Genomic DNA, 25,307 nt, shown 5'->3' on the forward strand with positions numbered 1-25,307 from the left:
GTCACGGACTCGGTGCCGCGCCCCTCACCACGGGCCGCGAAAGCCTCCGATCAGGACACGGCGCGCTCGATCGCCGGGTCCATCACGGCGGTCGTACCGGTCGACCGGAAGCGCTGCTGATACTTTCGCGGGGAAACGCCCAGCCGGGCCACGAACGCGCGACGCAGCGCCTCGCTGCTGCCGTACCCGGCGGCCATCGCGGCCTCGGTCACGCCGTATCCGGCGTGCAGCATGTCCCTGGCCATGCCGAATCGGATGAACGCGACGTATTCCGCGGGGGACCGTTCGAGCTCGGTGCGGAACAGCCGGGTGAGATGCCGGACGCTGACCCGCGCGTGGGCCGCCAGGGTCTGGACCGTATGCGGGAACGCCGGATCCGCGCAGATCAGGTCCACCACCCCGCGGACAAGGGGACTGCGCGGCGCCGGTCCGCGCAGCGACGCCGAGAACTGCGACTGCCCGCCCGCACGTTGCATGTAGACCACCAGCGACTGCGCCACCCGCCGGGCGACGTCGGCGCCGTGGTCCTCCTCGACCAGTGCGAGCGCCAGATCGACACCCGCGGCCACGCCGGCCGAGCTGTACAGGTTGCCGTCGCGCACGAAGATCGCGTCCGGCTCCACCTCGATGGAGGGGAACCGCCGCGCGAGATCGGTCGCGAATTTCCAATGTGTGGTCGCGCGTCGGCCGTCGAACAGGCCCAGATCCGCCAGCACGAACGCGCCGCTGCAAATCGAGGCCAGGCGTCGGGTAGCGCAGGACAGATGCCGCGCGGCCGCCAATACCTCGGGGGTCACGAACTTCGTCGGGTGCAGTTCGCTGCCGGGAATCACCACCGTATCGAAGCGACCCGCGTCGGCGGCCGCGCAGCTCACCGCGATCCGCGCGCCGATCGAGGTCTGGGCGTCCTTGCCGTCGGCCGAGACCAAGACCACCTCATAACCCGCCAGCGACTGGTTCGCCTCCACGAACACCTCCGCGGGACCGGCGAAGTCGAGCATCTTGACGCCGTCGAAGACCAGGATGCCCACCCGCCTGCGGGGCTGGTCGCGGTATTTGGAAGACATGTCCACCATTATTGTGGAGGCGTGGCTCCAAAACAAGCGGCGTGCGCGACCTCGCAGGTGGATTGGTACGGTGAGGGCCATGGGACGGCCGCGACGGTTCGACGAATCGGACTTGCTCGACGCCGCGACCGAGCTGTTCTGGTCGAAGGGTTTCGACAACACATCGGTAGAAGATGTCTCGCTCGCGACCGGTGTCGGCAACGGGAGCATCTACGCTGCCTACGGCAGCAAGCGCGGCCTTTTCCTCGCGGCGTTCGAACGCTACTGCGAGCGGCGTGCTCGCCTCGTCCGGGAAGCCATCGGGTCGACCTCCGGCCCGGCGCGTTCGGCGGTTCGTGCGTTGTTCCAGGCGATCATCGACGACTGCGCGGCCCATCCGGACCGGCGTGGCTGCCTGATGATCAACAGTATCGCCCACCTCGGCACCCGCATTCCCGAAGTGGCCGCCATCGGCGCCCGCACGACCACGGCGATGGAACAGGGCGTCGCCGAACGGCTGCGTCCCGCCATGCGCCATGCGGGAGATCTCGACGAAGCCGCACTGTCGGCTCTGAGCGCCAATATCGTGGTGGTCGCTCAAGGCCTGATCCAACTGAGCCGCTTGGGGATTCCGGCGAACCGATTGCGCGAGATCGCCGATGTGTCCTGCGACGCCCTGCCGTCGTCGTGGGCTGATCAGCTCGTCCACTGACCGGTCCCGCACATCGTTCGCGACCGTTCCTGAAACGGATTTCAGGGGACTTCAGGCTGCCTTCAGCCACATCCTGCGACGGTGATGACCGACTTCGAGACCACGACTCCCGCAGGAGGTTTCACCATGGATGCCATTTTCGGTCGCGCGCTGGCGGTCGCGGCGATATCGACGCTGGCGATGACCGGCATCACCGCCGGAACAGCTGGCGCAACTCCTCAGGCCGCCGACAGCGGAATCGTCAACTACACCGCTACCACTTCCGAGGAGAGCGTGGTCGTCGACATCGACTCGGGTTCGATGGAGGTCGACAACGGGGTGTTCGAAGTCAAAGCAGCCAACGGCACCGTACTCGCGGGTACCCCGCTGGAGTTCCGTGTCGACGATTTTCTCTTCCCCATCACCGCCGACATTCAGGGCCGAACCGCCACGCTGACACCGCGATTCGACCTGGCGCACGCGGTGTACCGGCCGGTCGCGCTTCCGTTCGAAGACCAGGCTCTGTGGCGAACGCCGTACGAACGCGAAGTCGCCGCGTTCACGCGATTGAAGGACACTATCGCGACCGGTGCCGCGATCGGCACCACCGTCGGCGGTATCGGCGGCGGCATCGTCGGCTGTGTGCTCGGCGGCATCGCCGGCGCCACCATCGCCGCCGCGACCATCGTCGGCATGTTCGGGCCGTTCATCCCGGCCGCCGCCGTCGGCTGCCTGGGCGGCATCCTCGCCGTGGGTGCACTCGGCACCTTGGCAGGCCAACTGTTCGTCACGGCTCCGGTCGCCATCGCCGCCTTGGCCCAATACTTCACCACGATCAATCAGCCGTTCACTCCGGCGCCCAGGTAAGCGGTTTCGTCGTCATGAAGCGCCGGGACCCCGCCAGGGTCCTGGCGCTTCATGCGGCTAGCACCAGCAGCCGGTTGCCGGAGGGATGCCCGCACCGCGGCGACCGAACTGGAAGACCGTAATCGGAATCACCTACCATGCCCATGATGTTGTCGCCGCTTCCCGGCGTCATCGCGTGGCCGGTGATCGGCTATACCGCGGTCCTGATCGCGGGGAGGCTGCTGCTGTTCCGCGACACGATCGCCGATCAGTTCCTGAATCGAATACTGCTGTGGTGCCTGCTCAGCTTGCTGCTGTATCGCTGCACATGGACGCCCGGCATCGCCCACCTCGGCGCGGCAACTGGCCATCTGTTGCCTGGTCGTGATGTCGGTCTACGTGATCGGCTTTGATCGATTCTGGGATGTCGACAGCGACGTCGCGGCGATATGGCGCCGCCAGCGCATCTACCGCCTGATCGGGGTGGTCTGCGTGGTTGCGATACTCCTTCGCGGGGGCCCGCGACCGAGCCGAAGGGCGGTCGGTCGACCTGGGCTTGGATCTCGAGGGGCTGGTCATCGGGATCGCTTTCGCCGCACCGATGGCGACCGGCGCATCGATGTTGATGTGGATCGGTCTTCGGGAGATCCGGCGAGTCGATCGTGACGTTTGCCGCCGTGCCGCTGGGTGCCTGGTTGATCGAAACCGCGGGTCTGGACCGCAACGCACGTGCCTGTCGTCGGCTGCGACCACTGTGGCGAGATCTCACCGCGGCGGTGCCGGAGATCCTGCTGTTGCCGGACACCGACACGCTCCAACCGACTGTTCCGGCCACCCGCCTACGTCGGATAGCGATCGAGATCCGCGATGCCTCTTGCATCTGCGGCCGTACTTCCCGCGGGAATCGGCTGGCGCGAGCGCGGACTGGACGAAATGGCGTTCGGCCCAGCTGATTACGCCCGTCAGCTAGCGTATGCCGTGCAGGCGAGGAAAGCCGGTTGGCCACCGACGAGTTCGGAGGCCATGCCACGTTCATTGCTGGGCGCCCGAGATTTGGACGCCGACCTGCGGCATCTTCTCGACCTCGCACGACTCTGGCCGCCGGATGGTCCAGGACTGGCATAGCCACTGGTAACCGCGCCGGTGATCGGGGAGCGAGGTCCCGTTTCCGCCTGGCCGGTCTGGGTAGGTCCGGAGTGGGAACGCGTGGAAGTCCAGGCCGGACGCTCGCTCGGCCCGCTGGGAGGAACAATGGCTCGTTCGTTGATGAAGGTTGTCGCCGTGGCGGTTCTGGTGTGTGGCCCGGTCTCGGCCGGTGCCGGTGTGGCGGTCGGTGCTCCGCGGTTACCCGTGCCGCCGATAGGCGGTGGATCGGGAATTGTGATCGATGACCAAGCCGAGTGCACCCTCACCACCATCGGCCACGACGCACGGGACAGGTTGGTGGGTTTGACGGCCGGTCATTGCGGCGAACCCGGGGACAGCGTCGCGTCGGTGGCATATCCCGGCTACGGCGTGCTGGGGCGATTCGTCTACGCCGATCACGAACTGGACTACGCGATCATCGAATTCGATGCCAGGCGGGTCGCTCCCGCCCGCGAGGTCGGTGGGTTCCGCATCGACGGTCTCGGCGCTCCCGCGCAATTCCCCGACATCGTCTGCAAGAAGGGCCGGACCACCGGGCACACCTGCGGTGTCGCCTGGGGCGACATGATGGGCGACAGCACCGACACGTGGACCCAGATGTGTGTGCTCAAAGGCGACTCCGGCGCGCCGGTGGTGATCGGGTCGACCTTGGTCGGCATGGTGAACGCCTACCTGGGCATCGGATGTCTAGGACCCGAGGTGGGAACGGACATCAACGCCATCCTCGCCGACATCGACTCCCGAAACAGCGTAGGCGCTGGATTCCGGCCCGTCTGAGCTGCGCGAGTCGATCTTGGGCTGTCTTCCGGCTGACCACCGACAACGCATCCGCCGCCGCATCGGTCAGAACAAAACGCCAACCACCGCAGAATTGCGGGTCCCATTGCGGTAGCGCGGCGGCTGGCCCGATTGCGGGTTGTGGCTTTCTGCGGCGGGATTGGGCAGGCACCGCATTTGCCGCGGCTTGACTTCGAGCGCACTCGAAGTCCTAGCGTGAGGGCATGACAGCAACGCTGATCACCGGCTCGAACAAAGGTCTCGGCTTCGAAACCGCCCGCCGACTCGTCAACGCGGGTCACACCGTCTATCTCGGCAGCAGGGACGCCGAACGTGGGCGTCAGGCCGCCGCACAACTCGGCGCACGGCCAGTCCAGCTCGACGTCACCGACGACGCGTCGGTGGCTGCCGCGGTCGAAACCATCGAGGCCGCTGAAGAACTGGACGTCCTGATCAACAATGCCGGTATCGCTCCGGAGTGGGGTGACGACAACGTCGTGATCGGCGCGGCGGATGTGACAGCCGACTTGATGCGCACGACGTTCGACACGAACGTCTTCGGCACGGTGCGCGTCCTGCACGCCTTCCTCCCGCTGCTGCAACGTTCCGACGCACCGGTCGTGGTGAACGTCAGCAGCGGGCTGGCGTCGCTGACCCGAGTCGCCACACCGGGCACCGCGGCGTATGCCTACCCGGGCCTTGCCTACCCTGCGTCGAAAACCGTGGTCAACATGATCACCGTGCAGTACGCGAAGGCGTTGCCGAACATGCGGATCAATGCGGTGGAACCCGGCTTCACCAAGACCGACCTGAACGGGAACACCGGTACCCAGACCGTCGAGCAGGCCGTGGAAATCATCGTGCGCATGGCGCAAGTAGGACCCGATGGACCCACTGGGGGTTACTTCGACGCCGAGGGAGCCCTTCCCTGGTGATCGAACCCGGATCTTGGCCACGAATCCGATTGCGGCGTCAATGAAACGGCTCGTCGACGCAGGACGTGGTGAGCCCAGCGAAATGCAGTGCAGCCGGGCTCGCGACCTCGATGCCGAACACGAAGAAGTGGGCCGCCGCCTCGCGGTCTCCCGGTACTCGGCGGCGCGGATTCTCCGCCGACCGGCTTCCCGGTGATGGTATGGGTTGCCACGCTGAGGCGTGACCGTCTGGCTATGTTCAATTCGTGGTGATCGAACATCAGTTCGCGGGGGATTTCGAGGTGCACCTGACAGTGCACCCTCGTGCGGACGAATCGCGGTTGGTCGACTGGGCCGCAGCCCGTAGCGTGCGCTACACGCGGATCCTGCTGGATCGTGGAAGCGTGCCGGACCAGCCGATGCTCACATTCGCAGTGCCGGGGACCTTCGCCGACGCGAAGCGGGCGGTCGAGGACTACGCTCTCGCCCTGAGAGTGGCCGGTTTCGCTCTGGTCCGCGCCAAGATCGAGGCGAGTCCGTTCAACGAACAGATTCCGCAGACGGCCGAGCAGGCGGTGGCGCTGCCGACGGGCTGTTACTTCGAGCATCATGTCAAGCTGCTCTTGGGCGGTGAGGCGGATGTACTGCGGGTGCGAGCTCTCGTCGAACCTCATGCCGCGCACGTCTCCCGCAATGCCCGCCGCTCGGCGGGGCACGGGCGACACGAACGGTTCGTGACGCAGCGGGCTCATGGCGTCGGCCTGTCCGAAGCAGGCGACCGGCTCGAGGCACTCCTCGCGGACGTGGCGGCCGCGGGGTTTCCCGTCGTCGAGGTGGAGCGGGAGTTCGTCGTGTACGACGATCGCCCGGGACTCGATGCGGGGTGGATCACCGAATCGACCGCTGTGGCGCCATGATCGTGGACGAGGCGCACCGCGCGGCCCTGGACCATGTGCTCGCTGTCGTCGCCGGTGCGGAGTGGGCCGCCGGGCTGGTGCTGCGTGGCAGCATGACGCTGCAAGCGTGGGTGGGTGAACACGCGCGACCTCCGGCCGATCTGGATTGGATCGCGCCGGGGCTGTCGGCAGCCGATTTTCCGGACCCGCTCGATCCCTTCCCGTACGTCGACGACATCACCTGGGTGCAGCAGTGGCCCGAGGCAGTCGATGGGGCGGCCGAATATCAGATCTGGGCCGAGGACGAGTTCGCCACGTTCGGCAGCCGTCCGGTACTGCCCCCGGAGGGCCTGCGCTGGATGCAGGCCGAGGAGCAGTGGTGGCCGCAGCCGGATAGGGACAGCCCGCCTGCGATTTTGACAGATCTGGTCGAGGCGATCCGGGCCGATCCACATGCGGGCGGCGGTGTCGTCCTCGATGCCGACGCCGCCGAGCATGACGGGAAGTGGGGCTACTCGTATGGATACGATTACGGATACGACACGCCCGGCGTGCGGATCCGGGTGCCGTACCACACCGATAGCGGGGAATCGGGTGCGATACGGCTGGATTTCGCAGCCGAGGAACCGCTTCCCGACGCACCGGTCTGGACAGCCATCCCGCGCGGTGACGGCGGTCCGCCCACACCCGTGATCACCGCGAGCCGTGAGCTGTCGCTGGCGTGGAAGTTGCTGTGGCTGCGCTCGGACTCGATGGAGAAGGACCGCGTCGCGGGCAAAGACCTCTACGACGCTGTGGTCCTCGCCGAATGCCCACAGACACATCTGACACCTCGGCTGCTGCGTACCGTGCTCGGTGAACACGCACACGGGTTCGGCCCTGAGACGATCCGCCGCTGGCGAGTCGACTGGGATTCATTCGCCGTCACCCACTGGGTCTGCTACGAGATGGACATCGACTTCGACGCGAACAGCTGGCTCGAACGGCTCGCTCACGCATTCTCAGCGTTGATCGCCGGATCAGGCTGACCTCACCCCGATCTCGACGCGACCGACTGCTGCGTCGCTGAGAATGCGGCTGACCGTTGACCGACGCGATGGCGGTGGTCATGGATGTTCCTGCACATGCCGTAGACGATGTTCCGGTCCGCAGTGCGCACAACCGGGGTCGCGGACAGCGGGCCGTGGATGAGTTCCTGCAGCGGCGACTGTGGTGGAACGACGAGCGCGATCACCGTCGATCACCCCCGCCAGCAAGCGTTTTCGAGGTCACCGTGACGGCGTGATCCGTCAGGTGTGTCGCATATCGGCGCAGGTCAGCGTAACGATTCGCTAGTCATGCCCGGTGGGTCCGAGTGCACTCGCACACACGGCACCGACACCCAACAGATCTGTTGCGAAGCTGTGCGCGAGAGGGGACTTGAACCCCTACGTCCGTGGACACCAGAACCTAAATCTGGCGCGTCTGCCAATTTCGCCACTCGCGCTTGATGGTACGACCGTCCAAACTCTACCGGGCATTTCGGCCATAGCGAAGCATTGGGTGGGCGTGGCGTACTCGCCAGTAACCTCACCTGGGATTATAACGATTTGGCAACGGCCAACATGAGGAGCACTCATGTTTCCTACGTGTTGGTAACCCATGGACCAGCGCGTTCAAACATGAGGCTGGGTCATGTTTCTGACCATTCTGGTACGGACGTACTCGAATACGCCGGAGTAGGGGGCTCGCCGGGGGACAAACGTGAGGATTTCCTCATGATTTTGTGCCATCCTCGCCGGTATCAGGCCGATCGCCCGCGAGCGCCCGCGTACCGAGAGGGACCGGCGTGTCGCCGAGGCATGTCGCATGGAAAAGGAAGTCGAAGCGCCTTGACGATCAACGAGAGCACCAAGACCGGGACCGGACGGAGCACGAAGGTGGTCGCGGCCGCCGGGAAGGCCGCGCCGGACGGGGTGCGGTCGCCGCTGTTGGATCGTCTGCTCGGCGGCGTGCCGTACGCGCTCGCCTTCGGGGGCCAGGGTGCGCAGTGGCTGAACGAGCTGGAGGAGATCGGGCGCGACAGCGCTCTGGAGCCGGAGCTGACCGCGCTGGTCAACGAGGCGGCCACGCTGCTGGAGCCGGTCGCGGCACAGTTGCTGGTGGTCCGGCCGGTGGGCTTCGACCCGATCGGCTGGATGCTGGAGAACGAACTCGCCGACACCGACGAGGGCGAAACCTCCGCGGCGCCGTCCGAGTACGTGCTGCGCTCGGCCGCGGTGTCCATGCCGGGTGTGCTGCTGACCCAGGTGGCCGCCGTGCGGGCACTGCGGCTGCAAGGTCTGGACGCGGCCGAGCACGCGCCGGCCGCGATCGTCGGGCACTCGCAGGGACTGCTGGCGGCGGCCGCGGTCGAGTCGGGCGGCACGCGTGACGCCGAGCTGCTCGCGATCGCCCAGATGATCGGCGCCGCAGCCGGTTTGGTCGCGCGGCGGCGCGGACTGATGCCGGTGGGCGATCGGTCGCCGATGGTCGCGGTGTCGAACGTCGATCCTGAGCGGCTGCGCGATGTGGTGGCCCAGGTGTGCGAAGGACTCGACCCGTCCGCGTCGGTGGTGGTCTCGATCCGCAACGGACGCCGTCGCGCGGTGCTGTCGGGCCCGCCCGCGCAACTGGAGCGGGTGCGCCAGCGGTGCGCGCGGATCCACGACGAGGAGGCCCGCGAGCGGGACGCCAAACTGCGTGGTGGCTCGGTGTTCGCCCCTGTCTTCGAGGACGTGTCCGTCGACGTGGCGTTCCACCACCCGGCCCTGGCCGACACCGTCGACCTGGTGAGCAGCTGGGCCACCCAGTGCGGCCTGGACGCCGAGCTGGCTGGCGAGCTGGCGCGACAGATCCTGGTGGACCCGATCGACTGGGTCGACACCATCGAGAGCGTCGTTTCGGCCGGGGCGCAGTGGATCCTGGACCTGGGTCCGGGCGATCTGCTCTCCCGCATCACCTCTGGCACGCTGAAGGGCACCGGCGTCGGCATGCTCGCCGCCGCCACCCGCGCCGGACAGCGCAGCCTGCTCACCCCGGGTGCGGCGCCCGAACCAGCGGCACCGTGGTCGGCGTTCGCGCCGCGACCGGTCCGGCTGCCCAACGGGCGCATCGTCGTCGAGACCGCGTTCACCAAACTGACCGGCCGCTCGCCGATCCTGCTCGCGGGCATGACACCGACCACCGTCGACGCGAAGATCGTCGCCGCCGCGGCCAACGCGGGGCACTGGGCAGAGCTGGCGGGTGGCGGTCAGGTCACCGAGCAGATCTTCGCCGACCGGGTGACCGAGCTGAAGAAGCTGCTGCACCCGGGTCGCACGGTGCAGTTCAACTCGCTGTTCCTGGACCCCTACCTGTGGAAGCTGCAGCTGGGCGGCAAGCGACTGGTGCAGCGCGCCCGTGCGGCGGGCGCTCCGTTCGACGGCGTCATCGTGACCGCGGGCATTCCCGAGCTGGAGGAAGCCGTCGCGCTCATCCAGGAGCTCACCGAGGTCGGCATCGCGCATGTCGCGTTCAAGCCGGGCACCGTCGCGCAGATCCGCGCGGTGCTGCGCATCGCCGACGAGGTGCCGGACTACCCGGTGATCATGCACATCGAGGGCGGCAAGGCCGGTGGCCATCACTCCTGGGAGGACTTGGACGACCTGCTGCTGGCCACCTATGCCGAACTGCGCAACCGCGCCAACGTCGTGGTGTGCGTCGGCGGCGGCATCGGGACCCCCGAACGCGCGACCGAGTACCTCACCGGTGAATGGGCGGTGCGGCACGGTTACCCCGTCATGCCGCTGGACGGCGTGCTGGTCGGCACCGCGGCCATGGCGACGCTGGAGGCCACCACCGCGCCGGAGGTCAAGCAGCTGCTGGTGGACACCCCCGGCACGCCGGATTGGGTCGGCGCGGGCACCGCGTCCGGTGGAATGGCTTCCGGCCGCAGCCAATTGGGCGCCGACATCCACGAGATCGACAACGCCGCCTCACGCACCGGCCGCCTGCTCGACGAGGTCGCCGGTGACGCCGACGCGGTCGCCGCGCGCCGGGACGAGATCATCGCGGCGCTGAACGCGACGGCCAAACCGTACTTCGGCGACCTGACCGCCATGACCTACCAGGAGTGGCTGGAGCGCTACGTCGAGCTCGCGGTCGGCTTGGACCACCGCAAGGACTTCGACTGCGGCAGCGACCTCGGCGACGCGATCGCCGAGGCCACCCGCTCGGTCTGGCTGGACATCACCTGGCGCGACCGATTCGCGGAGATGGTGCGCCGCACCGAATCCCGCCTGCACCCGGCCGACCGCGGCGAGATCCCCACGCTGTTCTCGAGCGACGACGACTTCGAAGACCCGGTCGCCGCGCTGTGCACCCTGAAGGACCGGTACCCCGCCGCGGCTCGGACCGTGCTGCACCCTGCCGACGTCCCGTTCTTCGTGTCGCTGTGCAAGACACCGGGCAAACCAGTCAACTTCGTCCCCATTGTCGACGCCGACGTGCGCCGCTGGTGGCGGTCGGATTCGCTGTGGCAGGCGCATGACCCGCGCTACTCGGCCGATCAGGTGTGCGTCATCCCGGGCACCGTCTCGGTCGCGGGCATCACCCGGGTCGACGAGCCGGTCGGCGAGCTGCTCGACCGCTTCGAGCAGGACACCGCGTACTCGCTGGTGCGCGCCGGCGTGGTGCCCACCCCGGTGGACGCGCGCCGCACCGCTGGCATCACCACCGGCCCCATCGACGCCGTCCTGGCCGCGCCGGACGTCCAGTGGGCCGGGCGCACCACCATCAGCCCGGTGCACCGGCTCGGCGATCTGTCCGAATGGGTGGTCGACGGGAAGGGCGCGGTGCACCCGCCCACCGGCGCGACACTCGTCGAGACCAGCGGACCCGAGCCGGAGCATTCCTACCTGGAACTGACCGTTCCGTTGCTCGCGGACAACGCGGTGCGCATCCGGATCACCGTGCCGACCACCGTCTACAACGGCGGCTCCCCGGTCGTCACCGAGGCCGACGCGGACGAGGCCATGTCCGCGCTGCTGGCCGTGGCGGCCGGGCAGGCGCTGCCGGAGGTCAAGGGCAAGGTCGCGCACGTGAACCTGGCCTGGACCCCGGATCTCATCGCCGATCACGCCGGAGTGACCGGCTCCGGCCTGCCCGCCGGGTTGAGCACGCTCGGCCGCACCGTGCCCGACGTGCTGGTCGGCGCCTGCTGGCCCGCCGTGTTCGCGGTACTGGGCGCCACCCGCACCGCCAAGGGCGAGAGCGTCATCGAGGGCATGCTGGACCTGGTCCACCTGGACCACCAGATCCACCTCGCCGGGCAGCTGCCCGCGGAGACCAGCGTGCTGGCGGTGCGCGCGGAGGCCGGGGAGACCCTCGACACCGATCTCGGCCGCGTCGTCGAGGTCACCGTGCGGATCACCGCCATGCTGGACAAGCCCGAGACCGGCATGTCCATGCCGGTGCTGGCCACGCTCACCGAACGGTTCGCGATCCGCGGACGCAACGGCACCGGCGAACTCACCGATCCGCCGCGCGCGGCGGGCACGCTGTCCGACGCGGCCACCGACACCCCGCGCAGGCGTCGTCGCGACATCACGATCGTGGCGCCGCGCACCATGCACGCCTTCGCCGCCGTCTCCGGTGACCACAACCCGATCCACACCAGCGATTCCGCCGCGAAGCTGGCCGGGCTGGGCAGCCCGATCGTGCACGGCATGTGGCTGTCGGCCGCCGCGCAGCACGCGGTGTCGGCGGTCGACCCGGCCGCTTCCGTCCCTGCGCGGACGCTGACCGCCTGGACCACCCGTTTCCTCGGTATGGTCCGCCCCGGCGCGGAGATCGACGTGCGCGTGGAGCGCGTCGCGGTCGACGCGGGCAGCGAGATCGTCGAGGTCTCCTGCCGGACCGGCGGCGAGCTGGTGATGACCGCGACCGGTCGCACCGCGGCCCCGAAGACCGTCTACGCCTTCCCCGGACAGGGCATCCAGCGCAAGGGGATGGGGCTGGACGCCCGGGCCCGGTCGAAGGCCGCCAAGGAGATCTGGGAGCGCGCCGACAAGCACACCCGTGCCGCGCTGGGCTTCTCGATCCTGGCCGTGGTGCGGGACAACCCGACCTACCTGAAAGCGCGCGGCGTCGAGCACCGGCACCCGGACGGCGTGCTGCACCTGACCCAGTTCACCCAGGTCGCTATGGCGACCCTCGGCGTCGCCCAGGTGGCGGAGCTGCGCGAGGCGGGTGCGTTCGTGGACGGCGCGATCTTCGCGGGTCACTCGGTCGGCGAGTACAACGCGCTCGCGGCCGTCGCGGGCGTGCTGCCGCTGGAGGCGGTGCTCGAGGTCGTGTTCCAGCGCGGATCGGCGATGCACGAACTGGTGCCGCGGGACGCGCAGGGCCGCAGCGACTACCGGATGGCCGCGATCCGGCCCTCCCAGATCGGGCTGCCCGACGAGGACGTGGTCGACTTCGTCAATGGCGTCGGCGAGCGGGTCGGCGAGTTCCTCGAGGTGGTCAACCTGAACCTGCGCGGCTCGCAGTACGCCATCGCGGGCACGGTGGCCGGGCTGGACGCGCTGGAGCAGGAGATCGATCGGCGCCGTGCGGAATTCGGCGGCAAGCGGGCGTTCATCCTGGTCCCCGGCATCGATGTGCCGTTCCACTCCACCGTGCTGCGCAAGGGCGTTCCGGAGTTCCGGAACAAGCTCGAGCAGCTGCTGCCCGTGGACTTGCGCCCGGAGATCCTGATCGGCCGCTACATCCCGAACCTGGTGCCGAAGCCGTTCTCGCTGGAGCGCGCGTTCATCCAGGAGATCGCCGATCTGGTGCCGTCGGAGCCGCTGGCCGCGGTGCTGGCCGACTTCGACAGCTGGGCGGCCCGCCCGGCCGACCTGTGCCGCGTCGTGCTGATCGAGCTGCTGGCCTGGCAGTTCGCCAGCCCGGTGCGCTGGATCGAGACCCAGGACCTGCTGTTCACCGAAGCCGAGCAGGGCGGCCTCGGCGTGGAGCGGTTCGTGGAGATCGGCCTCGGCGCGACGCCGACGGTGGCCAACCTGGCCAGCCAGACCCTGAAGCTGCCCGCGTTCGGCGGCGCGAAGGTCGAGGTGCTCAACGTCGAGCGCGAAGCCGCGATCGTGTACGCGACCGACACCGACCCAGCGCCGGTCGACGAGCCGGTCGAGGAGCCGACGGCTGCCGCGGCCCCCGCACCCGCCGCCGCGGCTCCGGTCGCCGCGCCCGCCCCGAGTTCGGCGGGCCCGCGTCCGGACGACATCGCGTTCACCGCCGCCGACGCCACCCGCGTGCTGATCGCGCTGTGGACGAAGCTGCGGCTGGACCAGATCGGTCCGGTGGACACCATCGAGGGCCTGTGCGACGGCGTGTCCTCCCGGCGTAACCAGCTGCTCGTCGACCTCGGTTCCGAGCTCTCGCTCGGCGCGATCGACGGCGCGGCCGACGCCGACATGGGCGCGCTCTCCGCGACCGTCGAGCGGCTCGCCCGCACCTACCGTCCCTTCGGGTCCGTCCTCACCGATGCCATCGGTGACCATCTGCGCAAGGTGTTCGGCCCGTCCGGCAAGCGTCCGGCCGCCATCGCCGAGCGGGTGAAGAAGGTCTGGGAACTCGGCGACGGGTGGGCCAGCCACGTGACCGCCGAAGTGTCGCTCGGCACCAGGGAGGGCACCAGCGTGCGTGGCGGCGATCTCGGCGGGCTGGTCTCCGGCTCGCTGAGCGACGCCGCCTCCGTAGACGCGGCCATCGACGCCGCCGTGCAGGCCGTCGCGGCCCGCCGCGGTATCGCGGTGTCGCTGCCCGCCGCGGGCGGCGGTGGCGGCGGGACCGTCGACGCGGCCGCGCTGGGCGAGTTCACCGAGCAGATCACCGGCCGCGACGGCGTGCTGGCCACGGCCGCGCGTGTGATCCTCGATCAGCTGGGACTGTCCGAGCGGGTCTCCGCGCCGGATGCCAGCGACGACTCGCTGGTCGACCTGGTCTCGGCCGAGTTGGGTTCGGACTGGCCGCGTCTGGTCGCGCCGGTGTTCGACGCGCGCAAGGCGGTGCTGCTCGACGACCGGTGGGCCACGGCCCGGGAGGACTTGGCCAGGCTCTGGCTCGCCGACGACGCCGGAAGCGGGAACGGACCGGTCACCGGATTCCTCGGGGCAGGCGAAGCCGTTGCCGCGCAGGCGGATTGGTGGCGTCAGCGCGCGATGCACGAGGCTCGGTCGGTGCTGGCCCGGCTGTACGAGCGGATCGCGGAAGCCGCGCGCAGCGTCGCGGAGCCGGGGGTCTGGTCCTCGGACATCGCCGTGATCACCGGCGCGAGCAAGGGATCCATCGCCGCGGCGGTGACCGGCAGGCTGCTCAGCGGTGGCGCCACGGTGGTGGTCACCACGTCCACGCTCAACGACGAGCGTCTCGCCTTCTACCGGAAGCTGTACCGGGACAACGCCCGGCACGGCGCGGCCCTGTGGGTCGTGCCCGCCAACATGGCGTCCTACCAGGACATCGACGCGCTGATCGACTGGGTCGGCACCGAGCAGGTGGACAACGCGGGCGGCGCGAAGGTCAAGGTCAAGGACGCGATGACGCCGACCCTGCTGCTGCCGTTCGCGGCGCCGCGGGTGGCCGGTGACCTCGCCGACGCGGGTGCACGCGCCGAACTGGAGATGCGGGTACTGCTGTGGTCGGTCGAGCGGCTGATCGGCGGGCTGTCCACGCTGGGCGCCGACCACGACGTGGACGCGAAGCTGCATGTGGTGCTGCCCGGTTCGCCCAACCGCGGCATGTTCGGCGGTGACGGCGCCTACGGTGAGTCGAAGGCGGCGCTGGACGCGGTGGTCGCCAAGTGGCGGGCCGAGAAGTCGTGGTCGGCCCGGGTCACGCTGGTGCACGCGCTGATCGGCTGGGTGCGCGGCACCGGCCTGATGGGCCACAACGACCCGATGGTCGCCGCGGTCGAGAAGGCGGGCGTGCAGACCTGGTCCACCACCGAGATGGCCGACGAGCTGCTCAAGTGGTGCACCTCGCGGGCCAGGCAGGTGACCGTCGCCGGTCCACAGCAGATCGACCTGACCGGCGGGTTGGCCAGGGCCAAGCTGGACCTGCCCGCGCTGGCCAAGCAGGCCGCGGAGCTCACCGAGCCCGAGACCGCGGCGGACGCGGAGAAGACCATCCCGGCGCTGCCCGCGCCGCCGACCATGTCCTCGGCGCTGCCGGTGCCCGAGTGGGGCGAGGTGACCGCGGATCCGGCCGACATGGTGGTCATCGTCGGCGCGGGCGAGCTCGGCCCGTACGGCTCGGCGCGCACCCGCTTCGAGATGGAGGTCTCCGACGAGCTGTCGGCGGCGGGCGTGCTGGAGCTGGCCTGGACCACCGGCATGGTCACCTGGGAGAACGACCCCAAGCCGGGCTGGTACGACACCGCCTCCGGCGACTACGTGCCGGAGCACGAGCTGGCCGAGCGCTACCACGACGCGGTGGTCGCTCGCTGCGGTGTGCGCCGCTACGAAGACGACGGCGCGATGACCGACAACTCGGCTCCGCTGATGACCTCGGTCTTCCTCGACCAGGACCTGTCGTTCACGGTGGGCGGCGAGGCCGAGGCCCGCGCCTTCCACGCCGCCGATCCCGAGCACACGGTGATCACACCGGTCCCGGATTCCGGCGACTGGACGGTGACCCGCAAGGCGGGCACGGAGATCCGCGTGCCGCGCCGGGCCAAGCTGTCGCGCACCGTCGGCGGCCAGATCCCGACCGGCTGGGATCCGACCATCTGGGGCATCTCGCCCGATATGGCCGCCTCGGTGGACCGGGTGGCGCTGTGGAACGTCGTGTGCACGGTGGACGCGTTCATCAGCTCCGGGTTCAGCCCCGCCGAGCTGATGAGCTGGGTGCACCCCTCGCTGGTGGCCAACACGCAGGGCACCGGCATGGGCGGCATGACGTCGATGCGCTCGCTCTACATCGACAACCTGCTGGGTGAGCCGCGGCCGAACGACATCCTGCAGGAGGCGCTGCCGAACGTCGCGCTGGCCCACGTGGTGCAGTCCTACGTCGGCAGCTACGGCGCGATGGTGCATCCGGTGGCGGCCTGCGCCACCGCCGCGGTGTCGGTCGAGGAGGGCGTGGACAAGATCCGGCTCGGCAAGGCGGAGCTGGTGGTCGCGGGCGGTTACGACGACCTCGGCATCGAGGGCATCGTCGGCTTCGGTGACATGTCGGCCACCGCGGACTCCGCGGCCATGAGTGCCAAGGGCATCAGCGACCGGTACTTCTCCCGCGCCAACGACCGCCGCCGCGGCGGGTTCGTGGAGTCGCAGGGTGGCGGCACCGTGCTGCTCGCCCGCGGCGATATCGCCCTGGAGCTCGGTTTGCCGGTACTCGGCGTGGTGGCCTACGCGCAGTCGTTCGCCGACGGCGTGCACACCTCGATTCCGGCGCCCGGCCTCGGCGCCCTGGGCGCGGGCCGCGGAGGCCGCGAGTCGCGGTTCGTCGCGGAGCTGCGCAAACTCGGCGTGCGGCCCGACGACATCGCGGTGGTCTCCAAGCACGACACCTCGACCGCGGCCAACGACCCGAACGAGTCCGAGCTGCACGAACGCCTGGCCGCCGCGATCGGGCGGTCGGACGGCGCTCCGCTGTTCGTCGTCTCCCAGAAGAGCCTGACCGGCCATGCCAAGGGCGGCGCGGCCGCGTTCCAGCTGATCGGTCTGTGCCAGGTGCTGGAAAGCGGTGTGGTACCGCCGAACCGGAGCCTGGACTGCGTCGACGACAAGATGCGCGAATACCCCCACCTCGTGTGGGTGCGTGAGCCGTTGCGCTTCGGCGACCGGTTGCCGCTCAAGGCGGGCCTGGTGACCTCGCTCGGCTTCGGGCACGTGTCCGGTCTGCTCGCGGTGGTGCACCCGCAGGCGTTCATCCAGGCCATCGAGCCGGGCAAGCGGGAGGAGTACCAGCGCAGAGCGCAGCAGCGGCAGCTGGCCGGTCGGCAGCGGTTCGTCGAGGCCATGTGCGGCGGCGCGCCGCTGTACGAGCGGCCCGCGGATCGCCGCCTCGGCGGGGAGGGAACGCCCGCCAAGCGGATTCGGCAACTCGAGGCGGACGTGCTGCTCTCGCCGGACGCGCGTCTGGCCGAGGACGGGGCGTACCGGGCGAAAGGGTTCGGATGCGCGTAACCGGAAGCGCGGCGGGGCAACTCGCCGCGCCGGGTCCCCGCACGCCGTCGTGGACAACGTCGTAGGCTGCGCGCCTATGACGATCCTCGGTATCGGCTTGGACTTGGTGACCATCTCCGAGTTCGCCGAACAGCTCGAACGCGCCGGAACCACCATGCTCCGGGAGAGTTTCACCGCGGGCGAGCGGCGCTACTGCCAGAGCAAAGGGACCGACCCGGCGCGCAGCTATGCGGCGCGGTGGGCAGCCAAGGAGGCGGTGCTCAAAGCGTGGGCATCCTCGCGGTTCGCCCGCCGCCCGCAGATCGGGGACAACCCGTATCCGCTGATCGAGGTGGTCAACGACGCCTGGGGGAGGCCGAGCATCAAGCTGCACGGCCTCGCCGCCGAATTCCTGCCCCGGGTACGGGTTCACCTGTCGTTGACCCACGACGGCGACACCGCGGCGGCGATGGTCGTGCTCGAAGACCCGGGTGAGCTGGCCGATCTCATCGAAGGACGCGACAGCGTCGGCTGAGCGGTGCGGTGGTCCCGGTTCGCGCCGGGACCACCCTCTACCTCTTCTCGCTGCCGGTGCGCGATTCCTTCTCCGCGACGAGCAGGTAGGCGACCATCAGCCGCTTGAGTTCGGCGACCGCGTCCGCGCTGCTCTGTTCGTCCTGGACGGAGAAGTTCAGCATCGAATAGACCACGTGCACCAGCACTTCGGCCATCATCGTGCGCCGCGCCCGCGGCGTGCGCGGGGTGAGCGGGCGCAGCATTTGCGACACGACCTCGGCGAACTGCTTCTCGTGGATCGCGCCGGTGGCCCGGGTGGACGGCGTGGACTGCATGGCGAGCCAGACTTCGCGCCGGGACGGGTCGGTCATCCACAGGTTTGCCAGATGGTCGACGAACTGGTTCATGTGCCGCAGCCAGTCCAGTGACGGGATCTCGCCGTGGAAGTCGGCCAGCTCTTGGGAAACGGCCACCAAGTCTTGGCGATTCAGCTCGCAGACGATGACGTACTTGTTGGCGAAGAACTGATACAGCGTGCCGATCGGCACCTCGGCCCTTGCCGCCACCTCTTCACAGGTGAACGACTCGAAACCGACCTCGACGAGCAGTTCTCTGGATGCCTGGAGTAAGGCGTCGAATTTGCGTTTGCTGCGTTCCTGCGTCGGCCGGCGTCGCGGCATGAGCTCCTGTGGGTCGTCCTGCAGCTCCAACGCAGGGTCCGGACGGTGCTTCGACCTGGCCTCCGCGCGTACTTCCACGCATCAAGGCTAGCGGTATGGGCACGTCGGCGGCACGCGCGTTCGCTGTTCGAGTTCAGCCCGGTTGATTTTCCGCACCCATCCGCGCGGCGATGTGGCGCCGAACACACTCCGAGCGCGCGTGTCTCGCGTCGTGTGCTCCGAGCAGGGGAATCCATGCGGCTCATGGCTTTCGGTAAGCGCGTGAGCTCGGTCAATGCCTAGAGGGAGGCGTGATCAGTGGTGGCTGAATCTGTGGTGACTCTCGGCGTTTCCACCGAACGAGGTGCCGTGTACGCGGTGGCGCTCGCCGATGGCGAGAAGCTCGCGGATCGTGTGCTGCTGCGCCGGGTGGGACGGACCGATGGCGACAGCACAGCGGATGTGGCGGCGTCCGTGGAGGCGGTGTTGAACGCTGTGGCCGCCGGACTCGGTTCGGATCGGGAGATCGGCGGCGTCGCGGTCGCCTACCGGGACGCCGCGGAGCGGCGTGCCATCGTGACCCGGCTGGCGACGGGTCCCTGGCACAGCGCTTCCATGGTCTCGGCGAAGTCGGCCCATCTGAGTGTGGCGGGCATGCTGACCTCGCTCGATATCTTCGACAACCTGCTGGTCTGCGAGGTGGTCCCCGGATACCAGGCGTTCACCCTGGTCGATCGCGGGCGCCGCCGGGTGCTCGCCGCGGTGGGGCGGGCGGGCCGGACGACGCCGCAGTCGCTCCGCGGCGCCGTGACGGCGGCGTGGGAGCAGCTGGAGGCGGCGGCGACCAGGCCGGACGCGGTGGCGTTGATCGGTTCGGCCGCCACGGAACCGGCGGTTTCGGCCGCTGTCGAGGACTTCGGGGTGCCGGTGATTCCCTGCACGATGGCCGCTTTCGCCTGCGCGGCGGGCGCAGCGTCGAGCGCGCGAATGGAATCCGACCGCCATGTCGAGCCGGTCGAGGAGCCGCACCGGGCGCGTGGCGGGGTGGCGTTGTTCGCGGCGGCCGGTGTGCTGGCCAGCGGAATGGTCGTCGGCGGCGGTTACGTGCTCAATGGTTTCTCGCGCCCGATGCCGACCGTGGTCGCGGACGCGCAGCGCGACGGAGCCGGTGCGGAGGATGTCTCCGGAGGGCTGGATCGGACGCACGGCGCCGAAGCGGAGGGACCTTTCGCCGCCCCGCTCGGCTCGACCGGTGCCGCGAGCGGATCGCAGCTTTCGGGCGAGCACTGGGGCGATGCTCCAGAGAGCGACCCGTTGCCGTTGTCGGTCGTCGAAACCGCTGGCCACGAGGAGTCGGATGCCCAGGACCCGTTGATGCCGGGCACCGGCGTCCCGTCCCATCGCAAGGTGGGCGCGCCCAACGAAGCGCTGCTGTTCCCCGGTGAGTCTCCGCCGCCCGCCGCGTTCACCCCGGAAGCGGCGGACTGGTGGGACGAGCATCTGCGCTTGATGGCGCAATGGGCCGCGCAGCAGGTGATGCCGGGTTGAGCGCTACACCGACAGGTCGCGGCGCAGCTTGGCGACGTGGCCGGTGGCGCGGACGTTGTACTGCGCCGCGGCGATCTTGCCTTGCTCGTCCACCAGGAAGGTGGACCGGATGACGCCGACGACCGTCTTGCCGTACATGGTCTTCTCGCCGTACGCGCCCCACGCGGTGAGCACGGCGCGCTCGGGATCCGACAGCAGCGGGAAGGTCAGCCCTTCGGTGTCGCGGAACTTGGCCAGCTTGGCCGGTTTGTCCGGCGAGATGCCCACGACGTCGATGCCGGCGCCGTTCAGCTCGGCCAGGTTGTCGCGGAAGTCGCAGGCTTGCTTGGTGCAGCCCGGCGTGCTCGCGGCGGGGTAGAAGTACACGATCACCTTGCGGCCGCGGTAGTCGGCGAGCGAGACGTCTTTGCCGTCGGCGTCGGGCAGCGTGAAGTCGGGGGCGGTGTCGCCGGGGGAGAGTCGTTGGTTTGTGGTCACCTTCAGCACGGTAACCGAACACTCGGACAGGACATCCTCGCGTGGCCCGATCGCGGGCTGCGGGGCGGATAGACTCGTCCGCGTGCGCTGGGCGCTCCGCGAACGGCCGAGCACTCGGCGTGTTCGTGCTCCCGGCGCGGCAATCGACAACAGGAGGGTGGAACGTGGCAAGGGATACCGAGCGGATCGAGCGGGAGATCGAGGCCGCCCGCACTCGGCTGGCGAGCACGCTCGACGAACTCGCGGTACGCGCGGATCCGCACCGGATCGCGGACGACACCAAGCAGATCGTGGTCGCGAAGCTGAACGAGCCGAAGGTGAAGTACAGCCTGATCGGCGCCGCCGCCGTGTTCGTCGGGTTGGTGCTGCTGAAGGTCTTCCGCTAACGCCGCGCGAGATCTTCCGCCGAGCTGGAAAACGACGACACCCGGTGTGGCGATGCCCACCGGGTGTCGTCGTTGTCGCGGTCGGTTCAGACCGTCGGGCAGGCGAAGCCGTCGCCGTCGGGATCCAGGTGCGGACCGAAGCCCGGTTCGCCGCGGACCAACGGTGCCCGTCCGGCGGCGCGGGCCTCATCGCAGTTGGCGAAGGCGCCACCAGCTGAACCGGTCTGCGACAGGTTGGCCGAGCCGGTCGCACCGGAGCCGGTGTCGACGGCCGAGGAGCCGGTACCGGAGGAACCGGTCGGAGGGGCGGCTAGGGCGGCCGGTGCCGCGAGAAGGGTCATTCCCGCGACGGCCGCGCTGACGGTGAGCCGGCGAACGTTCATGTATTCCTCTGTTGTCTGCTGCGGTGGTTTCGGCGTCCGACCGGACGCCGCATCCACTGTTGTGACGGCTCGCTCTCTTGTCAACCGTAGGGGGACGGAATTAGGGCATTAGGGGGTGGCGGATACGGCGGGCGTCACACTGTCGGCGCGGCGCCACCGAGATGCTCGGCCGGGATGTTTCCCATCCGCCCGGCCTGGTAGTCCTCGATCGCCTCGATGATCTCCGCGCGGGTGTTCATCACGAAGGGTCCGTACTGCACCACGGGTTCCCTGATCGGCTGCCCGCCGAGCAGCAGCACCTCCAGCGCGCCGGTCCGATTGTCTTGGCGCGCATCGGATGTCACGGTGATCGCGGCACCGTCACCGAAGACCGCCAGTTGTCCTTCGCGCAGCGGCCTGCGCTCGGCGTCCACCGTGCCACTGCCGGACAGCACGTACGCCATCGCCGTGAACTCCTGCGGCCATGGCGTTTCCAGCCGGGCGCCGGGTGAGATCGAGGCGTGCGCGTAGGCGATCGGCGTGTATGTCGAACCGGGACCGGTGAATCCGCCGACCGCGCCGGCGATGAGCCGGACCAGCGCGCCGCCGTCGTGCGAGCTCACCAGGGTCAGTTCGCCCGCACGCAGATCCTGATAGCGCGGCGCCGCGAACTTGAGGGTGCGCGGCAGGTTCACCCAGAGCTGGATGCCGTGGAACCAGCCGCCGGAGGCGACCATCTCCTCCGGTGGGACCTCGTCGTGCAGGATGCCGGAGCCCGCGGTCATCCACTGGGTGTCGCCCTCGCCGATGACGCCACCGCCGCCGTGCGAATCGTGGTGCACCATGGTGCCGTCGAGCATGTAGGTCACCGTCTCGAAGCCGCGGTGCGGATGCCAGGGCGCGCCTTTGGCCTCGTGCGGTTCGTAGGCCACCGGGCCCATCTGGTCGAGCAGGATGAATGGGTCGGCCGCGCGCAGATCCATGCTCGGGAAGGGTCTGCGCACCTCGAATCCAGCGCCCTCGCGCTGTTTCTGGGCGGTCACCACGCTCCGGACCGGCCGCTCGCGCAGCGTGACGTCGGGGCGAGGGAGGCGCGGCAGGACCATGATGTCGGGAACGGTGACGGCGGGCACGGGAACCTCCTGAAGAGTTGGTGTCCATGTCAACCAATCGTGACTAGACTTCATTCCCATGGTCCGGTGGTTGAGCGACGACGAGCAGGAGACCTGGCAGGCCTATGTGCGGCTGCGCCAGCGTTTGGACGGGGCGATTTCGGCCGGGCTGGCCGAGGACGGCCTGTCCCTGGCGGACTACGAGTTGATGGTGGCGCTGTCCGCCGCGCCGGGCGGCTGTCTGCGCGCCAAGGAGCTGGCCACCGAGGTCTGCTGGGAGAAGAGCCGGTTGTCCAAGCATCTGGCCAGGATGGACGCCCGCGGGCTGGTCGAGCGGCGGCCCGCCGAGGAGGATGCCCGCGGCATCATCGTGCAGCTCACGCCGGAAGGGCGCGCCGCGCTGGAGCGGGCCGCGCCGAACCACGTGGATCTGGTCCGCCGCGTGTTCGTCGAGCCGATGACGGCGGCGGAGGCGCGGGCGCTGCGCGCGCTCGCGGACAAAGTGGTCGCCGAGGTGGAGCAAGCGACCGAACTGGACGCCTGAGCGCGCCCGCTACTCGGCGCGGGGGCCGCGGCCCAGCCAGCGGAGCCACCGGCGCCGCCGAGGCGGATGGGCGACGACCTCGTCGCCGCGCGCCTGCGCAGTCGCCCTCGACGATGCCGCGCGGCGCGCCCGCGCGGCATCGCGCGCGGTTCGCCATTGCGCGACGATCTCATCCGCGTTCACCGGCGCGATCGGCACGAACGGTCCCTCCGGCAGGCGCAGCCACTCCACGATGCGTTTGTTCAGCTCGCTCACCGCCGCCCGCACCTGCCGTTCGGCGGTGCAATCGCGCACGGTCTCGGGCAGGCGCTCGATATCACGCCGCAGCAGCAACGAGGGCGGCAGCAGCGCGTCGCCGCTGACTCCCTGGCGGCGGAGGTACCCGCGCAACCACCAGTCCTCGTCGTGGGCCGCACCCGCACCGGGAATCGGCTTGCCGGTGCCCGGCAGGTTCTCGAATTCGCCGCGCTCGGCCGCCTCGTGGATCTGCTTTTCGATCCACGATTCGAAGGTCAACTTCGACGGCTTGCGCTCGGTCATCACGACGGCGGCGTCGGCGGATGCATGGGGCCAGTCTACGGAATCTTGTAGTAGACGTGGAAAGGCTTGCCCCGGAAGGGTTTTCGGTGACGCTCAGGACCAGGGCGTGATCGGCGGCTTGACCCAGAGCAGTTTTTCGTCGGCGTGCTCGCGCCGTGCCGCGGGATGCTCCGGATGCCGGGCGGCCCAGTCGTCCTTCTCCGCCAGCAGCGTCGCGACCGTCACCCAGGTCTCGTCGGTGCTCGGGGGATTGGTTTCGGCCGCCCTGGCCAGCTTTCGTCGCACGGGCGCGGACATCGCGAGCACCTCGGCGCCGGTGATGCCGCGCTGCCAGAGGTAGCCCGCCAGCCGTCGCGCTTTCTCCGCGCGGCTCTTGGCCGCCGCTTCGCTGTGTGCGTAGTCGGTCATGGCGTGTCCCTCGGTCGGGGGTGTGCATCGACCTTAGACCCGCCACAGCCTCCCCGTCGGCGGACGGGGAGGCTGCGTGGCGGTGACGGACTCAGTACGCGCTGTTGACGTTGTCCATCGAGCCGTAGCGGTGCGCCGCGTAGTTGCAGGCGGCGACGATGTTGGCGACCGGGTCCCAGATGTCCCACGACGTGCCCTCGACGTGGTAGGCGCGGAAGGTCGGATCGATCACCTGCAGCAGACCCTTGGACGGGATGCCCGCGGCGGCGTTGGAGTCCCAGAGGTTGATGGCCTGCGGGTTGCCGGAGGACTCGCGCAAGATGTTGCGGTGGATGCCGTTGTAGGTGCCCGGGATGTTGTTGGCCGCCATGATGTCGAGTGCCTGGCGGATCCAGCCGTCGAGGTTGTTGGCGTACACCGGCGCGGGCGGCGGGGGCATCGGCGCGGGGGCGGGCTCCGGAGCCGGGGCCGGGGCGGGAGCGGGCATGGGCGCGGGGATCGCCTCCGCGACCGGTGCGGCGACGGGCGCGGGCGCGGCGGGCGCCGGAGCTGGGGCGGTCTGCTGCTCGGCCACCATGGCGATGCGAGACGGGACGCTGTCGTCGGCCACGGACGCCGCGGAGGAGGCTGCCACGGCCACGACACCCGCGGCGGCGACGGCGACGGTGATGGTTTCGCGAAGGGAGGGGCGACGAAGGGCGGAAAGGCGTCTGTCAGGCATTGCGAATCGGTTCCTTTATCGGGGACTTTCTCGATCCGGCCGCGTTCGGGCAGCACGGATCCTGCGGCGGACGCTCGTTGACGTTCGCCGAAACGGCCATCTGCTGTTGTGTGCTTTGGTTGTGGGGGACTCGTGTCCCCGGAACGCGGCGCGCTTCGTGCGTGCGGCGCCGGTTCGCCCTCGATGGGGCCTGGAGCGCGGTGTGGCGCGGGACTCCGCATCCTGGATGCGAAGAGACGGGCGGAAGTATGGGGATTGCGGGTCCGTTTCCGGATCCGCTCCGCCGATCGCGTTGGCTGACAGCTGCCATCCGTGCGATCGTTACCGAATCGGTGTCTACAACTCCTCGGGCTGACCAAACTTCAGGTCGCTTTGTGACCTGATTGCAGAATGGTCACGCTAGGTGAACAAACGGTGAACGAGCCGTGAATGAATGGGGTGAATGATCTTGGAAAGCCCAGGACAAGGTCATCAAAGCGCACGCTGACCTGGGAGTTTGCTGGTAAACATAATGTGTGCTACATCACAGAAATTTTCGGCCCGGCGACTGGAT

At 69.2% G+C, this 25,307-nt stretch carries 21 protein-coding genes and 1 tRNA gene; 13 read left to right on the top strand and 9 right to left on the bottom strand.

Annotation, left to right across the window (positions count from 1 at the left end; genetic code table 11):
- Positions 1-50: 50 nt before the first annotated feature.
- Positions 51-1,067 carry a GlxA family transcriptional regulator gene (locus ON34_RS06120; RefSeq protein ID WP_051022198.1) on the bottom strand — a complete coding sequence of 339 codons (1,017 nt, stop codon included), beginning with the start codon at positions 1,065-1,067 and terminating at the stop codon, positions 51-53.
- On the opposite strand from ON34_RS06120, the gene ON34_RS06125 reads away from it, so the two are divergent.
- From ON34_RS06125 to ON34_RS06155, 8 genes are all read left to right on the top strand, one after another.
- A complete protein-coding gene (locus ON34_RS06125) occupies positions 1,066-1,758 on the top strand; it encodes a TetR/AcrR family transcriptional regulator (RefSeq protein ID WP_245547901.1) in 693 nt (230 codons plus the stop codon). The genes ON34_RS06120 and ON34_RS06125 overlap by 2 nt on opposite strands.
- A gap of 84 nt (positions 1,759-1,842) precedes the next feature.
- Positions 1,843-2,604, top strand: a complete 762-nt coding sequence (locus ON34_RS06130) for a DUF8020 domain-containing protein (RefSeq protein WP_373291873.1) — start codon at positions 1,843-1,845, stop codon at positions 2,602-2,604.
- Between the two features lie 146 nt (positions 2,605-2,750).
- Positions 2,751-2,996 (top strand): hypothetical protein, encoded by a 246-nt coding sequence (locus ON34_RS06135; protein ID WP_157172189.1) that lies wholly within the window; start codon positions 2,751-2,753, stop codon positions 2,994-2,996.
- A gap of 264 nt (positions 2,997-3,260) precedes the next feature.
- Positions 3,261-3,536, top strand: a complete 276-nt coding sequence (locus tag ON34_RS38400) for a DUF6545 domain-containing protein (RefSeq protein ID WP_308427818.1) — start codon at positions 3,261-3,263, stop codon at positions 3,534-3,536.
- A 298-nt stretch (positions 3,537-3,834) separates the two neighbouring features.
- Entirely contained in the window at positions 3,835-4,506 is a 672-nt protein-coding gene (locus ON34_RS06140) for a chymotrypsin family serine protease (protein WP_245547899.1), read from the top strand.
- 224 nt (positions 4,507-4,730) lie between these two features.
- Positions 4,731-5,441, top strand: coding sequence for an SDR family NAD(P)-dependent oxidoreductase (locus tag ON34_RS06145; RefSeq protein ID WP_040775277.1), 711 nt, complete (start codon positions 4,731-4,733; stop codon positions 5,439-5,441).
- Positions 5,442-5,686: 245 nt separating this feature from the next.
- A complete protein-coding gene (locus ON34_RS06150; protein ID WP_218003852.1) occupies positions 5,687-6,337 on the top strand; it encodes a hypothetical protein in 651 nt (216 codons plus the stop codon).
- Complete coding sequence (locus tag ON34_RS06155) at positions 6,334-7,344, top strand: nucleotidyl transferase AbiEii/AbiGii toxin family protein (RefSeq protein WP_051022190.1); 1,011 nt, start codon at positions 6,334-6,336, stop codon at positions 7,342-7,344. The genes ON34_RS06150 and ON34_RS06155 overlap by 4 nt, the downstream gene beginning before the upstream one ends.
- A 376-nt stretch (positions 7,345-7,720) precedes the next feature.
- Here ON34_RS06155 and ON34_RS06165 read toward each other — a convergent pair.
- Positions 7,721-7,802: transfer RNA gene (locus ON34_RS06165), tRNA-Leu, on the bottom strand.
- Between the two features lie 385 nt (positions 7,803-8,187).
- Between ON34_RS06165 and ON34_RS06170 the strand changes: the two genes are divergently transcribed.
- Positions 8,188-17,502, top strand: a complete 9,315-nt coding sequence (locus ON34_RS06170) for a type I polyketide synthase (protein ID WP_040775281.1) — start codon at positions 8,188-8,190, stop codon at positions 17,500-17,502.
- Between the two features lie 76 nt (positions 17,503-17,578).
- Positions 17,579-18,016: a holo-ACP synthase AcpS gene (gene acpS, locus ON34_RS06175; RefSeq protein WP_040775285.1), complete on the top strand. Its 438-nt coding sequence runs from the start codon at positions 17,579-17,581 to the stop codon at positions 18,014-18,016.
- 37 nt (positions 18,017-18,053) lie between these two features.
- On the opposite strand, the gene ON34_RS06180 is transcribed toward acpS, so the two are convergent.
- The gene (locus tag ON34_RS06180) at positions 18,054-18,677 is read right to left on the bottom strand and encodes a TetR/AcrR family transcriptional regulator (protein WP_051022200.1); all 624 of its coding nucleotides are present in this window, start codon (positions 18,675-18,677) and stop codon (positions 18,054-18,056) included.
- A gap of 297 nt (positions 18,678-18,974) precedes the next feature.
- Between ON34_RS06180 and ON34_RS06185 the strand changes: the two genes are divergently transcribed.
- Entirely contained in the window at positions 18,975-20,204 is a 1,230-nt protein-coding gene (locus tag ON34_RS06185; RefSeq protein WP_157172190.1) for a DUF7159 family protein, read from the top strand.
- 3 nt (positions 20,205-20,207) lie between these two features.
- Here ON34_RS06185 and bcp read toward each other — a convergent pair whose 3' ends face one another.
- Positions 20,208-20,681: a thioredoxin-dependent thiol peroxidase gene (gene bcp, locus ON34_RS06190; RefSeq protein ID WP_040775453.1), complete on the bottom strand. Its 474-nt coding sequence runs from the start codon at positions 20,679-20,681 to the stop codon at positions 20,208-20,210.
- Positions 20,682-20,845: 164 nt separating this feature from the next.
- Here bcp and ON34_RS06195 point away from each other — a divergent pair, with 164 nt between their 5' ends.
- The gene (locus tag ON34_RS06195) at positions 20,846-21,067 is read left to right on the top strand and encodes a DUF3618 domain-containing protein (RefSeq protein WP_040775299.1); all 222 of its coding nucleotides are present in this window, start codon (positions 20,846-20,848) and stop codon (positions 21,065-21,067) included.
- Positions 21,068-21,153: 86 nt separating this feature from the next.
- Here ON34_RS06195 and ON34_RS06200 read toward each other — a convergent pair whose 3' ends face one another.
- Positions 21,154-21,450, bottom strand: coding sequence for an excalibur calcium-binding domain-containing protein (locus ON34_RS06200; protein ID WP_040775302.1), 297 nt, complete (start codon positions 21,448-21,450; stop codon positions 21,154-21,156).
- A 134-nt stretch (positions 21,451-21,584) separates the two neighbouring features.
- The gene (locus ON34_RS06205) at positions 21,585-22,562 is read right to left on the bottom strand and encodes a pirin family protein (RefSeq protein WP_040775305.1); all 978 of its coding nucleotides are present in this window, start codon (positions 22,560-22,562) and stop codon (positions 21,585-21,587) included.
- 58 nt (positions 22,563-22,620) lie between these two features.
- Between ON34_RS06205 and ON34_RS06210 the strand changes: the two genes are divergently transcribed.
- Entirely contained in the window at positions 22,621-23,085 is a 465-nt protein-coding gene (locus tag ON34_RS06210) for a MarR family winged helix-turn-helix transcriptional regulator (RefSeq protein WP_040775308.1), read from the top strand.
- Positions 23,086-23,094: 9 nt separating this feature from the next.
- Here the strand turns inward: ON34_RS06210 and ON34_RS06215 are convergent, their stop codons facing one another.
- The 3 genes from ON34_RS06215 to ON34_RS06225 all read right to left on the bottom strand — a co-directional run bounded on the left by ON34_RS06215 (position 23,095) and on the right by ON34_RS06225 (position 24,754).
- Complete coding sequence (locus ON34_RS06215) at positions 23,095-23,625, bottom strand: DnaJ family domain-containing protein (protein ID WP_040775311.1); 531 nt, start codon at positions 23,623-23,625, stop codon at positions 23,095-23,097.
- A gap of 93 nt (positions 23,626-23,718) precedes the next feature.
- Complete coding sequence (locus ON34_RS06220) at positions 23,719-24,033, bottom strand: hypothetical protein (RefSeq protein WP_040775314.1); 315 nt, start codon at positions 24,031-24,033, stop codon at positions 23,719-23,721.
- A 91-nt stretch (positions 24,034-24,124) separates the two neighbouring features.
- The gene (locus ON34_RS06225) at positions 24,125-24,754 is read right to left on the bottom strand and encodes a transglycosylase SLT domain-containing protein (RefSeq protein WP_040775317.1); all 630 of its coding nucleotides are present in this window, start codon (positions 24,752-24,754) and stop codon (positions 24,125-24,127) included.
- Positions 24,755-25,307: the final 553 nt, after the last annotated feature.

The organism is Nocardia pneumoniae NBRC 100136, assembly GCF_000308755.1.
GTDB classification, from domain to species: domain Bacteria; phylum Actinomycetota; class Actinomycetes; order Mycobacteriales; family Mycobacteriaceae; genus Nocardia; species Nocardia pneumoniae.

Excerpts from the sequence above, each read along its gene's own strand:
- ON34_RS06125 (WP_245547901.1), top strand. The coding sequence starts at position 1,066 with ATGTCCACCATTATTGTGGAGGCGTGGCTCCAAAACAAGCGGCGTGCG.
- ON34_RS06120 (WP_051022198.1), bottom strand. The coding sequence starts at position 1,067 with ATGTCTTCCAAATACCGCGACCAGCCCCGCAGGCGGGTGGGCATCCTG.
- ON34_RS06130 (WP_373291873.1), top strand. The coding sequence starts at position 1,843 with ATGACCGACTTCGAGACCACGACTCCCGCAGGAGGTTTCACCATGGAT.
- ON34_RS06135 (WP_157172189.1), top strand. The coding sequence starts at position 2,751 with ATGTTGTCGCCGCTTCCCGGCGTCATCGCGTGGCCGGTGATCGGCTAT.
- ON34_RS06140 (WP_245547899.1), top strand. The coding sequence starts at position 3,835 with ATGGCTCGTTCGTTGATGAAGGTTGTCGCCGTGGCGGTTCTGGTGTGT.
- ON34_RS06145 (WP_040775277.1), top strand. The coding sequence starts at position 4,731 with ATGACAGCAACGCTGATCACCGGCTCGAACAAAGGTCTCGGCTTCGAA.
- ON34_RS06155 (WP_051022190.1), top strand. The coding sequence starts at position 6,334 with ATGATCGTGGACGAGGCGCACCGCGCGGCCCTGGACCATGTGCTCGCT.
- acpS (WP_040775285.1), top strand. The coding sequence starts at position 17,579 with ATGACGATCCTCGGTATCGGCTTGGACTTGGTGACCATCTCCGAGTTC.
- ON34_RS06180 (WP_051022200.1), bottom strand. The coding sequence starts at position 18,677 with ATGCCGCGACGCCGGCCGACGCAGGAACGCAGCAAACGCAAATTCGAC.
- ON34_RS06200 (WP_040775302.1), bottom strand. The coding sequence starts at position 21,450 with ATGAACGTTCGCCGGCTCACCGTCAGCGCGGCCGTCGCGGGAATGACC.
- ON34_RS06210 (WP_040775308.1), top strand. The coding sequence starts at position 22,621 with ATGGTCCGGTGGTTGAGCGACGACGAGCAGGAGACCTGGCAGGCCTAT.
- ON34_RS06215 (WP_040775311.1), bottom strand. The coding sequence starts at position 23,625 with ATGACCGAGCGCAAGCCGTCGAAGTTGACCTTCGAATCGTGGATCGAA.
- ON34_RS06220 (WP_040775314.1), bottom strand. The coding sequence starts at position 24,033 with ATGACCGACTACGCACACAGCGAAGCGGCGGCCAAGAGCCGCGCGGAG.
- ON34_RS06225 (WP_040775317.1), bottom strand. The coding sequence starts at position 24,754 with ATGCCTGACAGACGCCTTTCCGCCCTTCGTCGCCCCTCCCTTCGCGAA.